Origin of the sequence: Caldanaerobius polysaccharolyticus DSM 13641, from assembly GCF_000427425.1 — a bacterium.
In the GTDB taxonomy this organism is placed as follows: domain Bacteria; phylum Bacillota; class Thermoanaerobacteria; order Thermoanaerobacterales; family Caldanaerobiaceae; genus Caldanaerobius; species Caldanaerobius polysaccharolyticus.
This window is the reverse complement of the sequence record NZ_KE386494.1, coordinates 175,803-190,375: the sequence shown is the minus strand read 5'-3', so window position 1 is coordinate 190,375 and position 14,573 is coordinate 175,803. Positions and strand designations below refer to the sequence as shown.

Below are 14,573 nucleotides of genomic sequence, written 5' to 3'. Positions count from 1 at the left end.
TAAGAGTATTTTGCCATAATAAAATGCACCTCCAAATATTAGTTGATTTTTGTCTAATATTTGGGGTGCACTTCATAAATCAACTCTCTTTTTATAGTCCAAATTAGACGTTGAACAGCATATCGGAATAGGAAGGTAACGGCCACAATTCTTTATCCACGAGGGTTTCCAGCTTATCAGCTACATCCCTTACATCGCCCATCTTTGCAAATACTACGTCTCTGTAATATGAGGCCAACTTATAAGAATCGCCTTCCACGTCCGATGCGCCGTTAACGGCTTTTTCTAATTCATCTATGTTCTTTTTAAAGGTTGCTGCTAGTGAGGATACCTCTACAAGCAAGTCGCTTTGGGCGCTGATATCCGCGTTTACGCCTGTGGCCTTAATGGAATTGATAGAATCGGCCAGTTTTGTGGTGAAGTTTATAACTGCTGGCAAGATCTGGCGCTTTGCTATATCCAGCATCGTTAAAGCCTCGATATTTATCGTCTTTGTATAGTGTTCCAGCATTATTTCATACCTTGCTTCTAGTTCAACCCTGCTTAATACGCCGTGTTTTTCCATGAGCTTGACGTTTTTCTCAGCGATAAGGGCGGGTATAGCTTCCACAGTGGAGCGAATGTTGGGCAGTCCTCTCTTTTCAGCTTCCTCTACCCATTCTTCTGAATACCCATTTCCATTAAAGATTACCCGCTTGTGGTTTTTAACAATTTCTTCTAAAATGTTTTGTACTTCCTCATCAAAATTAGCGGCCCTTTCCAACCTATCGGCGATTTGAGACAGCTCTTCTGCTACTATGGTGTTCAATATATAGTTGGCAGTAGCTATAGGCGATGAAGATCCTACCATCCTGAACTCGAATTTATTGCCTGTAAAAGCGAAGGGCGATGTCCTATTCCTATCAGTGGTATCTTTAGGCAATGCTGGTAATGTAGAAACGCCTATCTTTAAGATCCCGCCTTGCTTGGAGCTAGTGGCTCCTCCGTTTTCGATCTGGTGCAGGATGTCTGTTAGCTGTTCCCCTAGGAATACCGATATGATAGCGGGAGGCGCTTCGTTAGCACCTAACCTGTGGTCATTTCCCGGTGTAGCCGCCGCTACCCGCAGTAAGTCTGCGTATTCATCTATAGCCTTAATTACCGCACACAGAAATACTAAAAACTGAGCGTTTTCGTGGGGCGTGTGACCTGGGTCCAACAGGTTCTGACCGTCATCTGTGCTCATGGACCAATTTATGTGTTTCCCTGAGCCGTTGACGCCAGCAAAGGGCTTTTCATGGAGAAGGCATACAAGGCCATGCCTTAAAGCCACTTTTTTCATCAATTCCATAGTTAGCTGATTGTGGTCTGTAGCTATGTTTGTGGTGGTAAATACAGGTGCTAGCTCGTGCTGGGATGGCGCTACTTCATTGTGTTTCGTCTTAGCAGAAACGCCCAATTTCCACAGCTCTTCATCCAGCTCTTTCATGTAGGCAGATATTCTCTCTTTAATCGAAGCGAAGTAATGGTCTTCCATCTCCTGTCCTTTAGGGGATTTTGCGCCAAAGAGAGTCCTGCCTGTGAGTATAAGGTCTTTTCTTTTGTCGTACATCTTTTTGTCTATGAGGAAGTATTCCTGTTCAGGCCCTACTGTGGTGATTACTTTTTTAGCAGTGGTATTGCCAAATAAGCGCAGTATCCTTAACGCTTGCTTTGACAGGGCTTCCATGGACCTCAGCAAAGGGGTTTTTAAGTCCAGGGCTTCGCCGGTATAGGAACAGAAAGCTGTAGGGATGTATAAGGTGTTGTCTTTTACAAATGCAGGTGACGTGCAATCCCATGCCGTATAGCCACGCGCCTCAAACGTAGCCCTGAGACCTCCTGAAGGGAAAGAAGATGCGTCAGGTTCACCCTTGATCAGCTCTTTACCGGAAAATTCCATGATCACTCGTCCCTCAGGAGTTGGGGAAATAAAGGAATCGTGCTTTTCGGCAGTAATGCCTGTTAAGGGTTGAAACCAGTGTGTAAAGTGAGTGGCGCCTTTTTCTATGGCCCAGTCTTTCATGGCGCTGGCCACCACTTCTGCCACCTGAGGGTCAAGGGGTAGGCCTTCGTCTATGGTCTTCCTCAAAGCCTTGTATGTGGCTTTTGGGAGCCGTTCCCGCATTACAGAATCATTGAATACATAAGACCCAAAAATCTCGCTTAACGAGTTTTGACACATGAAATACCCTCTCCTTTAAAAATATAATGTAATTATGGATAAATAAGTAAAAACAAAAACAAGGGCACTTTTCTCCGATAATGAAACGCCCTTGTTTCATTTACTCAGTATTATTTTATTTGTCTTATATATTATCATTTTTTTCGCAAAAAGACAAGGGGTTTTTTGCGGGTGCAAGAATTTTGCTGAAAAACTGAAGGAGAAATTGTCAATAATACACATGGAGTCTATACTGTGGAGGAGAGCTTTTATGGATTTAAAAGGAAGATTGTATCAGATGTATTTAATATACAATTATGTCGCTAAGGTGTTTCCTAAGGTTGACGGTGAACTAAAAAAATTCGTGCAAATAGCTAAAAGAATACCAGATGCCCAGCTGTCCAAACAAGCTTTAAATAGTATTAAGTCAAAGAAGTTTCATTGCATTGGCGGATGTGTTTATGCCCTTTATCCCTTTGTGGACCAGGAAAAATTGATTAGCTTTATAACTGCGTACCAGACTATAAGCGACTACCTGGACAATTTATGTGACAGGGCCGGTGTATGGGATGAAGTGGCTTTTAGACAGCTGCACAAAGCCATGACTGATGCCTTGGATCTGTATTCCGAGAAAGAAGATTATTATAAATACTACGCTTACAAAGAGGATGGAGGGTATCTGAGCTACCTGGTAGATCGATGTAGAAATTATGTCACTTCCTTGCCATCATATTGTGTGGTCAGGGAGGAGATGCTGAAACTTGCGAGCCTGTACGCGGATTTACAGGTATACAAACATCTGTTGCCAAGTGTCAGGGAAAAGAAAATGAACCAGTGGTTTAAGCTTTATATTGGAGAATACCCGGATATCAATGGATGGGAATTTTCAGCTGCAACTGGCTCTACGCTGGGCGTTTTTGTGCTTGCAGCAGAAGCCCAGAGGCGGGATTTAAATAAAAATGAGGTCAAAAATATTTTGAATGCCTATTTTCCATGGATCTCCGCTTTACACATTTTGCTGGATTACTATATTGATTTATATGAGGATTTAAAAGAAGGAGATTTGAACTTTGTAAGCTATTATAGTGGAGATGATGAATGCCGGCAGCGCCTGGAGTTTTTTTTGGCAAACTCATTAAAGAAAGCGGAGGAGTTAAAATACCCCTTGCTGCATCGCACAGCGGTGGAGGGCCTTATAGCTATGTATTTATCCGATCCTAAAGCCTGTATCTACGAACATAAAAATACAACCCGGCATCTGATCAGGAGGGCAGGGAAGTTTGCCAGGCTGCTGTATCACATGTGTCTAGGCCTTAGGAAGGTTTCGATATTATCGTAAACTTATCAGTAAGCCCTGATAAGCACCCTATCGGATAAATCCAGCAGGCTTTTTTTATAAACCGAGTCAGGAATTCCTGCTAAGGATTCTTTAGCGTATTGAACATAACATTCAGCTTTTTTGTACGCTTTTGCCAGAGCTCCTGACTGCTTTAATTCTCTTATCAGTTCAAATTTGACGTCCTTTTTGATATTTGCGTCCTTTAATTCAGCCATGTACTTATCCTTTAAGGAAGGGTCTTGTAGCATGTAGATAAAAGGCAATGTTAAATTGCCTTGTTCTACATCGTGTACGAGGGGTTTGCCTACGACTTTTTCTTCGCCTATTACGTCCAGTAAGTCATCTATTACCTGAAAAGCACATCCTATAAAGGTACCGTATAGACCCATCTTTTCTATATCTGCATTTGAAGCATCTGCGCTCTGGGCTCCTGCTTTGCAACAGGCGGATAGAAGCGACGCGGTTTTTTTATTTATCCGCTCGAAATAATTCTCTTCTGAAACTTTAGCGGTGAAAAGCTGGTGGGCCTGTATTATTTCTCCACTGCACATATCTTGTATAGCAGTTACCATGTATTCCATGATTTTGTAAAGTCTATTTTTTGTCAGGATTTCAAAGGCTTTGGCAAATAAAAAGTCCCCTGCTAATACAGCTACGTGATTGCCTGACACTTTGTTGATCGTAGGTAAGTTTCGCCTGTACTCAGACTTATCTATGACATCATCGTGTATTAGAGAAGCCGTATGTATCAGTTCTGCTGCTGTCGCAGCTTCAATCATATGGCTGTTTATCGTCGAAAAACACGCGCCGGTGAGAAATATCAACTTAGGCCTTATCTTTTTGCCTGATATTAAAAACTCTTTTATAGCGATTTTAATGAGGTCATCGCATTCATCGGCAATATTTAACAACCTATTTTCTACCATTTTAAGGGCTTCTTTTATTACGGGTGGATCATCTATAGCGTAGTTTTTCGCGTCAACTTTATTTTGGGTTAAAGGCATGTATTACCACTCCCTGATTTTTTATTGTTATTTTTTCTATAATTGTTTATTTTTATACTAAAAAATTTGTTGACACGGGAATGAAATTAATGTATTATAATGAAAAAGACAGTGGTCTTAAAATTTAAAAACGATGACAGAGGAAAGTAGATATACCGGAAGATCACAGCGAGTCAGGGATGGTGAGAGCCTGATATTGTGATGGTATATTGAAGTTCCCTCTTGAGTTGCCAGTTGAAAACCATCCATCGGGATGGTGAGTAGATGGGGCCGGGAATTCCGCCGTTAAAAGGGATGGAGTATGTTAGTACTCCTAATAAGTGAACCTGCCATAAAGCAGGTTAATAAAGGTGGTACCGCGGGTAACCTCTCGTCCTTAAGGATGAGAGGTTTTTTGATTATATAAATGTGTCAAAAACAGGTCCGGCCGGCTCTAAGTTAAAGGGAGGTTATAAAGAGGTATGAAGCTCTCTTACCTTGGTCCCCAAGGGACGTTTACAGAAGAGGCCTGTTTTAAATACGATGGCGAATCTCAGTACGAACACGTGGAATATCCAACTATTGACACGGTTATCGCCTCGGTTAAGGAGGGGCAAACCCAGGAGGGTATCGTCCCTATAGAAAACTCGATTGAAGGGTCTGTTAACACTACCCTGGATGCGATGCTGGAACAGGAAGAGCTGTTTATAAAAAGCGAAATTCTGTTGCCTATAAGACACAACCTTATTTCCAATTGCAAGGATATAAGCGAAGTAAAAGCAATTATATCCCATCCCCAGGCATTGGCTCAGTGCTACAAACACATCAAGAGGTTTTTACCTTACGCTGAAATCATATCCACTGAAAGCACGGCCAAGGCCGCTCTTATAGCTTCTCAAGAAAAAAGCGGTGTTGCCGCTATCGGAACTTTGAGAGCAGCCCAGCTTTACGGGCTAAAGGTGTTAATGAAGGATATGCAGGATTACGACAACAATATAACGCGGTTTATCGTGGTATCAAAAAATGAGGCCTTTAGCGGAGATGATAGTAAGACTTCGATAGTTTTTTCCACAGAGAACAAACCGGGTAGCCTTTACGCTTTGCTTAGAGAATTTGCTATCAGGGGATTGAATCTGACGAAGATAGAGTCAAGGCCCTCAAAGAAGTTTTTGGGTGAGTATATGTTTTTTGTAGACGTGGAGGGACACAAAGATGAACCGCCGTTGAAAGAGGCTATCGAAGGGGTAAAAGCACAGGCAAGTTATTTCAGGGTTTTGGGATCTTATCCCAAAGGACGGCTGTAATGAAGTTAGGAGGGTTAGCAGTATGGTTATAGTCATGAAACCTGAAGCGGAGAAAAAGGATATCGAGAATATACTGAAATATATAAAAGAGCTGGGATTGACACCCCATGTCATAGAAGGGCAGGAGCGAGCGGTAATAGGCGTAATAGGTGATGTGAGTGTCCTTGCGGATAAGCCTGTGATAAGCATGGATGGTGTTGAAAATGTAGTGAGGATATCCGTGCCTTATAAGCTGGCAAGCAGGATGCTTAAGCGCGAAGATACTGTTGTGAAAGTAGATGACGTGGAAATCGGTGGCGGAAACTTTGTAATTATGGCAGGACCCTGTGCCGTAGAAAGCTATGAGCAGATGATTGAGACGGCTAGAGCAGTTAAAAAATCAGGAGCGAAGGTCTTGCGAGGTGGGGCTTATAAGCCGAGGACTTCGCCCTATTCCTTTCAAGGCTTGGAAGAAGAAGGTCTGAAAATATTGAAGCAAGTGGGAAAAGAGGTAGGCATGCTTACAATAAGCGAAGTGGTGGATACACAGCACGTGGAAAAGGTTGCTGAATACGTGGATATCCTTCAGATAGGCTCCAGGAATATGCAAAACTTCCAGTTACTAACCGAGGTAGGTAAGGCGAAAAAGCCTGTCATGTTAAAGAGAGGCTTATCTTCTACTATTGAGGAGTGGCTCAATGCAGCTGAGTATATCATGAAAGAGGGAAATTACGATGTGATCCTCTGCGAAAGGGGAATAAGGACCTTTGAGACTTATACCAGGAATACCCTCGATCTCAATGCAGTAGCTGCTGCTAAAAATCTAAGTCATCTTCCAGTGATAGTGGATCCCAGTCACGGCACGGGTAGGAGAGAACTCATAGAACCTATGTCAAAGGCGGCGGTGGCTGTAGGGGCTGATGGCCTGATCATAGAGGTTCATCCTCATCCTGAGAGGGCTTTATCCGATGGCGCTCAATCCCTCACGCCTGTGGAATTTGAGAGAGTATGCCGTGAAGTTAAGCGAATTTTAAGCGCGATGAAATAGTGAATAAGATAAAGCTGTGACATTATGTCAAGTCCTTCATATTATAAAAGTAGTAATATATATGGAGGTAAGTCATGTGGCTAAATATCACGTTCACGATTATGACGGTATAACTTCTGTAGCTAAGGAGCATTGCCATGGATACGTAAGAACTACTGATGTACAGACAATGTATGCTTTATTTAATCACATCCACTACATGGAAGGAGAAACTACGTTTGATAAAAGACACAGACACGCTTACAGAGGTTATACAGGACCTGCTATATACACCAATGGTGGTCACGTCCATTATTACTACCTGGAGACCTCGGTTGACAAAGAGCATTTTCACGTGATGGAGGGTCATACTGGTTTGCAGAAAAGCGTCCGAAAGTCAAATTAAAGCTTTTAAGAATAAATTAAAAAGGGTATCCGAGAAGGGATACCCTTTGTTAAAAAGCAAAGGAGTGTTTTTTTATGATAAGAGCTTTAAGCAAAAATGATATTGATGCTTTGATGAATTTGCTTAGATATGAAAAAGAGCTCAACATTTTTATTATTGGTGATATTTTAAACTATGGATTTGATTCACCGCTTATAGACCTTTGGGGTGAATTCGACCAACATAATAATATTACTGCAGTTCTTCTCAGGTATAGCGATAGCCTGTTATTTTATTCGCGATCCGAATATAATATAGAAGGATTTTGCAATATAATTAAGAGCTTAAAGTGTAAGGGGCTAGCAGGTGAAAAATCTATTATAGAAACTTTTTCGCGTAAAATACCTTTTAAACAAAAAAGAGAGATGTGGTTTTGTAAGCTCGACAACAGCGTTGATGTGGAGCAATACGCATTAACGAAAGAACAATATCAGAAGATTAAAATTATTAGCAGAGACAACCTGGATTTTGAGAAAATAAAGCAGCTTATAGATTTATATCAGTCAATAGAAGAATTTTCAAACGCAGCAAATATTGAGGTGCTTAAACAAGACGTTATGTCAGGTAGCAGCAGGATCTATTATCTCGAAGAAGATGGAATGATTGTTTCATCTGCCAGAACAGGCGCTGAGGTTTCTGATATAGCGATGGTATTAGGCGTTGGCACATTGAAGGGTTATAGGAACAATGGATATGCAACTTTGTGCATAAAGAGGCTTTGCTATGATTTATTAAAAGAAGGCAAATCCTTATGTTTATTTTACGACAATCCTGCTGCAGGTAAAATTTATAAGAAGCTTGGGTTTAAAGAAGTTGGGAAATGGCTTATGATGACAATTTAAAAGTAGTATTATCACCAAGGCCATTGGTGTCCGCTATAGTCTGTTAAAACCAGATGGTCTTCATCGGGGGCTTTTTGATCTGAATCCTCAGTGCCGCTTAGGAAATATGCTATTGCATAGGAAGCGGCCTCTTCTGGCTCCATATCAGCCTCGAAATTCTTGGTTCCGGACATGTATGTGCGCATCCAACCAGGGTGATATATCCTGAAAGTATAACCTTCGGGCCTCAGCCTGTTAAAGGTGATTTTAACAGCCATGTTCAGCGCGGCCTTAGACATGCAATAGCCGTACCACGCTTTGCGTTGACAGGCTCCGATACTACCGGCTTCTGAAGATACAAAACACAAGCGTTTTAGTGAGCTCTTATCCATTAGCGGCAAAAAGGCTTCTACCACGCGCAATGATCCCAGGGCATTAACATCATAAATGCGGTGCATATCGTCGTAGTCCAACTGTTCCCTTATATCCAGATCTTCTTTTGAAGATATTATGCCTGCATTGTTAACGATAAGGTCCACATGGTCAGCAATCCGACCAACTTCCTGGGCAGCTGTTTTAACCGATTGATTGGATGACACATCTAATGGTATGATATGTAATTTTTCAGGATGTACCTGGGCTAATGAGGCCAGATCAGGCCATTCAGGCATAAACTGGCCAGCGAATACCTGCCATCCCTTTGCTAAAAAACCTTTGCACAATGCAAACCCAAGCCCACGATCAGCCCCTGTTATAACAGCTATTTTGCTCATATCAACCCTCCCTAGTTGTTGATAGATTTAAAGTTTTCCAGCGCACCACATCAAAGAATTGCGCACTAAAGTCTGAAATCCATGATGTAGCCATACATCCAGGTTATGCCCTGGTGTAAGCACGCATACTCTTCCGTTGCCGTGGATACGAGCCCAACCAGCCGGCTGTGTTCCGTGCTGGGATGAGGAGGTTAGGAAGAGATGTGCATCTGGGTCATCCAGCTCTATAAAATAGTGTTCATCGGTGATGGTAAAAGAAACAAACTCCTGGGTTATCGGATATTGTCCCTTTGCTTCCACTGTAACCGGACACTGCTGTGGATGGTGGGAGAAAGCTCCACCAAGCAGGGGTCGAAACACGCTTGCGTTTTTATAGCCTGCGGTACCTGAGTGGATGGACAAAAGTCCGCCACCATTACGCACATAGCTGTCGAACGCCTGTTGAGCTTCATTTGTTGTCCATTGTTCCTTATCTGTCGATGAGATATTATTGGACTTACTGAGTATCACTACTGGAAATTGATCCATTTTTTCCGGTGTCCAGTCAGCCATACTTTCTACAAATTCGAATTGAAAATCGTCGCGTAACGGTGCAAGGCCGTCTTTAACTACGCTTGCTGGATGCCAGTAATCGCCGCAGAGAACCAACACGCGCATTTTTGTCTCCCCTCCTGAATTTTCAATTTTACGTTTACCAAATATAATATACTACAATTTTAATCATCGTTAAATGAAGGAGTTTGATATCTTTATGTAAAATATTTATATAAAAAGCACAGAAGTTGGTCAATAACAAATAGAACTTCATAAGAAGACCTGCTGGCGCATAAGCCCTTGGTGCAGTAAAGGCAATATGTTTGAATGCACAGAGAAGACTGTTTATCAATCAACCTATAGAAAAAAATCGCCTGCTGGATTTGTTTTAAAGCATAATACTGATTTGTGATAGTGTTTGAGTGTTTAAGTAAGCTCAAACTAGAGGGACTATGCCTGCATGATTAAGATAAAACTCAACACCGGGCAACGAGAATATACAGGACAGGGTACAGGATGTGGCGCATAGTTAGTTATGGAATGCATATATCGTAGGTAAGTTTTAAGGACACATAAGACATTGGCGATGGGATTTCATGCGGGAGATATTAACCCCTCTTTCTGGAAATGGAGAGGTTGTGTAGACCGTATTTACGACAAGGTAGTTCCACTGTTAATGCTGCAGAAAGCTCATATATATTACTTTGTGTTTAGATGGGGAGGCTTTACGGGAGATCTAGAAACTAGTTAATTAGTTTAGCATGGGGTATTGACATAGTTACGTAAATATGATTAAATTATTCTAATACAGTTATTAAGTTTGTCAACTGTGGGGTATTTTTACATTACCTGAGGTTGACGAGAAATTTATACTATGAGAGGGTATTAAAAATCCTCATTTTATGCATGTTTTTTGCTGGGTTTAAATCGGACCATTATGGAATTGAAATAATTTTCCCATTTGATCCAAAAATGCCTGTGCTTTTGTTTAAATCGGACCATTATGGAATTGAAATGGTGTACAACCTACAAAGCAACGTATAATTTCAAAAGGTTTAAATCGGACCATTATGGAATTGAAATTTAGTAAAGAACTAAAAAAGAAAGTGGAAGGTATACTGTTTAAATCGGACCATTATGGAATTGAAATGCTAGATACTTTGCTGTTGTAGCTGCCGTAGCCGCAGTTTAAATCGGACCATTATGGAATTGAAATTGAAAAATTTTAAAAAGGAGGAATGAAAAATGTTTATGTTTAAATCGGACCATTATGGAATTGAAATGTAACAAAGAGAGAATGTGTGATATGTTTTGGTTTTGTTTAAATCGGACCATTATGGAATTGAAATACCTGCTACAGCAGGGAAATAATGAGGAGGAATGAATAGTTTAAATCGGACCATTATGGAATTGAAATGCAAAACAGGTGTCCATTTTATCCCTCCTTTGCATTGTTTAAATCGGACCATTATGGAATTGAAATTTATAACTTTGTATTAAGTCTTCTTCACCGTTTTTTAGTTTAAATCGGACCATTATGGAATTGAAATTATTGAAAAAGTTTGATATGGCATTCCACACTGTCGTTTAAATCGGACCATTATGGAATTGAAATAAGTATTGTAAAATCCCCTTTATGAGTAATGAAAATAGTTTAAATCGGACCATTATGGAATTGAAATACCTTAATTGTGGCAGGAAACTGAGATAACATTTGTAGTTTAAATCGGACCATTATGGAATTGAAATAGGAAGTTGGCGGAAACGTTGAAGAAGCTGTAACACGTTTAAATCGGACCATTATGGAATTGAAATACGGTTGTGATCACCTTGCCGCCCTGCCGTGCCTGTGTTTAAATCGGACCATTATGGAATTGAAATGGTAAGCTGATTAGCGAGGCGTGGCGGTAGCCCTGCCTCGTTTAAATCGAACCACTATGGAATTAGAATGTTAGCGATACAAAGGGAAAATGTGAACCAGTGTAAAAAAAGCAAAAAAGAGAAATTAAAGGAAAATCGAGCGTGAAAAAGTTTATAGAATTTTTCAATCAGACAGTGACGTCTGAAAAGAAAAATAGAATATGCAACTGAAGCATGTTGATGTTAGCTCATGATTCTTACTTTTTGTATTTTTGTAGATCCTCTATGGGCCTATTCTATCATTTTTATCTGAAAGATAAATAATTCTGCATATTAATTTGATGTCGCATAAATCTTTTACAGCAGAATTATTTCTTTTTCTATATTACTGACATAAGCATCTGTGCTCTTTTCAATAAAGTTCAACACATCCTCAATTATATTATCGGTATAAACGTAATCACCGCCTACACAGGCGATTCCTAGCACAATTGATTGGTGCAGATCCTGATTTTCTATCTCTGCGACGGAGACATTAAATTTATTCCTTGCTTTATTTTCTAAGCTTTTTATAATCATCCTTTTTTCTTTTAAAGAATGCACCCAGTTGGCTACGAGATAAATCTTTATAGTTCCAACGTACATAAGAAAATGTCAGTTATCTCCTTTCTTTCATCACAGCTGATGAAACTTCTCTTTACCTACCTTATTATAAGCTAGTTTAAAAAGCTTGTAAATGTCGATAAATTATTGACAATTTATAGAGTATATCGTAATATTAATATATACAGATAAAATGATAAGATGTGTGAGGTGTTAGCCATGAAGGTACTGATCGTCGGAGGCGTGGCGGGCGGTGCATCTGCTGCAGCCCGGTTAAGAAGGCTGGATGAAAACGCCCAGATAATCCTGTTTGAAAGAGGTCAATATATATCTTATGCCAATTGTGGCCTTCCTTATTATATCGGCGATGTGATAAAAGAAAAAAACAAGTTACAGGTTCAGACTCCTGAGGCCATGGCTAAAAGGTTTAACATAGATATAAGGACAAACAGTGAGGTAATAAAAATCCTGCCCCAGGAAAAAGCCGTGTTAGTTCACGACCTGACAAACGACAGAACGTATAAAGAAACTTACGATAAGCTTTTGCTGTCGCCGGGAGCCGAGCCTATAAAACCCAACATACCTGGTGTAGACAGCGATAGGGTATTTACGTTGAGAAATATACCTGATACCTACAGGATGAAGGATTTTATCAATAGCCAAAAGCCTAAAAATGCGGTTATTGTAGGTGCTGGATTTATTGGGCTGGAAATAGCTGAAAACCTCCATAATTTAGGAGTTAATGTGAGCATAGTGGAGCTGAGCGATCACGTCATAGGCCCCATGGATTACGATATGGCGGCGATAGTTCATCACCACCTTAAGTCCAAAAACGTGGGGCTGTATTTAAACGACGGGGTAAAGGCCTTGTATCATTACAATGAATACTCAGAAGTGGAGTTAAACAGCGGTAAAAGAATAAAAACCGATATGATTGTACTGGCAATAGGCGTAAAGCCAGAGGTGAAGCTAGCGCGGGAGGCTGGCCTTGCCATTGGAAGCAGAGGTGGCATAAAGGTAAACCAGTATATGCAAACATCAGACCCTGATATATACGCCGTTGGAGATGCCATTGAAGTAAAAGACTTTATAAACCAAAACGATACGCTGATACCCTTGGCAGGTCCTGCTAACAAACAGGGTAGAATAGCTGCTGATAATATAGCAGGTCGAAAGTCGGAGTACAAAGGGACCCAGGGCACATCTGTCTTAAAGGTTTTTGACCTTACCGTGGCATTTACCGGCAATAATGAGCGGCTTTTGAACAATTACGGTATAAGGTTTCAAAAGTGTATCATACACCCCTTTTCCCACGCCAGTTATTACCCGGGGGCGTTGCCCATGTCTATAAAGCTTCTCTTTTCACAAGATGACGGCAAGATACTGGGGGCCCAGATAGTGGGTTATGAGGGCGTGGATAAACGTATAGATGTTATCGCTACTGCCATTCGCGGTGGCATGACGGTATACGATCTTGAGGAATTGGAACTGGCGTATGCTCCTCCATATTCGTCAGCTAAAGATCCTGTGAATATGGCGGGTTTTGTGGCAGCTAATATACTGAGAGGCGATTGCGATGTCATCCATTGGGATGCGTTGGAAAAGAGGGACAAAGATAAAACTTTCCTCGTCGATGTGCGTACGCCTATTGAGTACAGTCTTGGCACTATCCAGGGCGCTGTAAACATACCTGTGGATGATTTAAGGAACAGGCTGGATGAGATTCCGAAGGATAAAGAGATAATCATATTCTGCCAGGTAGGTTTGAGGGGGTATATTGCCTGCAGGATATTGAAGCAGCACGGATTTGAATACGTGAAAAACTTGAGCGGCGGCTATAAGACCTATGAGGCCGCAACTAAGAAGATCGTCAATGATGACGTGGTCCAGTATGATGACCAGATGAACCCCGAAAAGGTCGATGAATCAAAATTAAGAGGTTTAGAAGAAAGAGGTACTCAAGTCGATGGCGAAAGGCCTGATGGCGAAGTACAGGTTTCGCTATCGATAGATGCGTGTGGCCTTCAGTGCCCTGGGCCTATAATGCAGACGTATAATGCTATAAAGTCTATGAGACCAGGTGAGGTCCTTGAAATTAAGGCATCAGATCCCGGTTTTGAAAATGACATAAAGGCATGGTGCGAGAGAACGGGAAATCAGCTTCTGGATTTAAAGTGGAAGGATAAGACCATAGTAGCTCTTATTAAAAAAGGCGCGGAAGAAAAAAGGCCTGTGGATGCTGAATCCAACGATCATGACAAGGCGATAATTGTGTTTAGCGGTGATCTGGACAAGGCCATAGCCTCATTTATAATAGCCAACGGCGCTGCGTCAATGGGGCGCAAGGTAACCATGTTCTTTACTTTCTGGGGACTTAATGTATTGAGAAAACCTGAAAAGGTATCGTTATCCAAGGATTTTATAAGCAGGATGTTCGGCGTGATGATGCCCAGGGGGTCAAAGAAATTAAAGCTCTCTAAGATGAACATGGGCGGGATAGGTCCCAGGCTTATACGCTATATCATGAGAAAAAAGAACGTGACATCCCTGGAGGACTTGATACAGCAAGCATTAAGGAACGGCGTGAGGATTGTGGCATGCAATATGTCCATGGATATCATGGGGATAAAAAAAGAGGAGTTGATCGATGGCGTAGAAATAGGTGGCGTGGCCTCCTTCATCGGTGCTGCCGAGCATTCAGATACTACACTATTTATTTGAGA

General features: G+C 41.2%; 11 protein-coding genes, 1 CRISPR repeat array and 1 other annotated feature. Of the genes, 6 read left to right on the top strand and 5 right to left on the bottom strand.

Annotated features, from left to right (window positions below):
- Positions 1 to 103 precede the first annotated feature (103 nt).
- Entirely contained in the window at positions 104 to 2,203 is a 2,100-nt protein-coding gene (locus CALPO_RS0101880; RefSeq protein WP_026485811.1) for a glutamine synthetase III family protein, read from the bottom strand.
- Positions 2,204 to 2,453: 250 nt separating this feature from the next.
- On the opposite strand from CALPO_RS0101880, the gene CALPO_RS0101875 reads away from it, so the two are divergent.
- Positions 2,454 to 3,521: a tetraprenyl-beta-curcumene synthase family protein gene (locus tag CALPO_RS0101875; protein WP_026485810.1), complete on the top strand. Its 1,068-nt coding sequence runs from the start codon at positions 2,454 to 2,456 to the stop codon at positions 3,519 to 3,521.
- A 5-nt stretch (positions 3,522 to 3,526) separates the two neighbouring features.
- Here the strand turns inward: CALPO_RS0101875 and CALPO_RS13035 are convergent, their stop codons facing one another.
- Positions 3,527 to 4,525 carry a polyprenyl synthetase family protein gene (locus CALPO_RS13035; protein WP_051585777.1) on the bottom strand — a complete coding sequence of 333 codons (999 nt, stop codon included), beginning with the start codon at positions 4,523 to 4,525 and terminating at the stop codon, positions 3,527 to 3,529.
- Positions 4,526 to 4,649: 124 nt separating this feature from the next.
- Positions 4,650 to 4,906: a binding site (T-box leader), on the top strand.
- 80 nt (positions 4,907 to 4,986) lie between these two features.
- Between CALPO_RS13035 and pheA the strand changes: the two genes are divergently transcribed.
- From pheA to CALPO_RS0101850, 4 genes are all read left to right on the top strand, one after another.
- Positions 4,987 to 5,808 (top strand): prephenate dehydratase, encoded by an 822-nt coding sequence (pheA, locus tag CALPO_RS0101865; protein ID WP_026485809.1) that lies wholly within the window; start codon positions 4,987 to 4,989, stop codon positions 5,806 to 5,808.
- 22 nt (positions 5,809 to 5,830) lie between these two features.
- Complete coding sequence (gene aroF, locus CALPO_RS0101860) at positions 5,831 to 6,835, top strand: 3-deoxy-7-phosphoheptulonate synthase (RefSeq protein ID WP_026485808.1); 1,005 nt, start codon at positions 5,831 to 5,833, stop codon at positions 6,833 to 6,835.
- Positions 6,836 to 6,911: 76 nt separating this feature from the next.
- Positions 6,912 to 7,220, top strand: coding sequence for a YmaF family protein (locus CALPO_RS14095; protein ID WP_051585776.1), 309 nt, complete (start codon positions 6,912 to 6,914; stop codon positions 7,218 to 7,220).
- A 74-nt stretch (positions 7,221 to 7,294) separates the two neighbouring features.
- Positions 7,295 to 8,101, top strand: coding sequence for a GNAT family N-acetyltransferase (locus CALPO_RS0101850; RefSeq protein ID WP_026485807.1), 807 nt, complete (start codon positions 7,295 to 7,297; stop codon positions 8,099 to 8,101).
- Positions 8,102 to 8,112: 11 nt separating this feature from the next.
- On the opposite strand, the gene CALPO_RS13025 is transcribed toward CALPO_RS0101850, so the two are convergent.
- The 3 genes from CALPO_RS13025 to CALPO_RS0101830 all read right to left on the bottom strand — a co-directional run bounded on the left by CALPO_RS13025 (position 8,113) and on the right by CALPO_RS0101830 (position 11,892).
- Positions 8,113 to 8,853, bottom strand: a complete 741-nt coding sequence (locus tag CALPO_RS13025) for an SDR family oxidoreductase (RefSeq protein ID WP_035171972.1) — start codon at positions 8,851 to 8,853, stop codon at positions 8,113 to 8,115.
- A gap of 27 nt (positions 8,854 to 8,880) precedes the next feature.
- Entirely contained in the window at positions 8,881 to 9,510 is a 630-nt protein-coding gene (locus CALPO_RS13020; protein WP_051585775.1) for a ThuA domain-containing protein, read from the bottom strand.
- 797 nt (positions 9,511 to 10,307) lie between these two features.
- Positions 10,308 to 11,337: a CRISPR direct-repeat array (repeat unit 30 nt; unit sequence GTTTAAATCGGACCATTATGGAATTGAAAT).
- Between the two features lie 267 nt (positions 11,338 to 11,604).
- A complete protein-coding gene (locus CALPO_RS0101830; protein WP_026485806.1) occupies positions 11,605 to 11,892 on the bottom strand; it encodes a DUF503 domain-containing protein in 288 nt (95 codons plus the stop codon).
- Positions 11,893 to 12,069: 177 nt separating this feature from the next.
- Between CALPO_RS0101830 and CALPO_RS0101825 the strand changes: the two genes are divergently transcribed.
- The gene (locus CALPO_RS0101825) at positions 12,070 to 14,571 is read left to right on the top strand and encodes a CoA-disulfide reductase (protein WP_026485805.1); all 2,502 of its coding nucleotides are present in this window, start codon (positions 12,070 to 12,072) and stop codon (positions 14,569 to 14,571) included.
- The last annotated feature ends 2 nt before the right edge of the window (positions 14,572 to 14,573 follow it).

Bases quoted from the DNA above. Each gene is read 5' to 3' on its own strand.
- CALPO_RS0101850 (WP_026485807.1), top strand. From the start codon at position 7,295: ATGATAAGAGCTTTAAGCAAAAATGATATTGATGCTTTGATGAATTTG.
- CALPO_RS0101880 (WP_026485811.1), bottom strand. From the start codon at position 2,203: ATGTGTCAAAACTCGTTAAGCGAGATTTTTGGGTCTTATGTATTCAAT.
- CALPO_RS13020 (WP_051585775.1), bottom strand. From the start codon at position 9,510: ATGCGCGTGTTGGTTCTCTGCGGCGATTACTGGCATCCAGCAAGCGTA.
- CALPO_RS0101875 (WP_026485810.1), top strand. From the start codon at position 2,454: ATGGATTTAAAAGGAAGATTGTATCAGATGTATTTAATATACAATTAT.
- CALPO_RS0101825 (WP_026485805.1), top strand. From the start codon at position 12,070: ATGAAGGTACTGATCGTCGGAGGCGTGGCGGGCGGTGCATCTGCTGCA.
- CALPO_RS13025 (WP_035171972.1), bottom strand. From the start codon at position 8,853: ATGAGCAAAATAGCTGTTATAACAGGGGCTGATCGTGGGCTTGGGTTT.
- aroF (WP_026485808.1), top strand. From the start codon at position 5,831: ATGGTTATAGTCATGAAACCTGAAGCGGAGAAAAAGGATATCGAGAAT.
- CALPO_RS0101830 (WP_026485806.1), bottom strand. From the start codon at position 11,892: ATGTACGTTGGAACTATAAAGATTTATCTCGTAGCCAACTGGGTGCAT.
- pheA (WP_026485809.1), top strand. From the start codon at position 4,987: ATGAAGCTCTCTTACCTTGGTCCCCAAGGGACGTTTACAGAAGAGGCC.
- CALPO_RS13035 (WP_051585777.1), bottom strand. From the start codon at position 4,525: ATGCCTTTAACCCAAAATAAAGTTGACGCGAAAAACTACGCTATAGAT.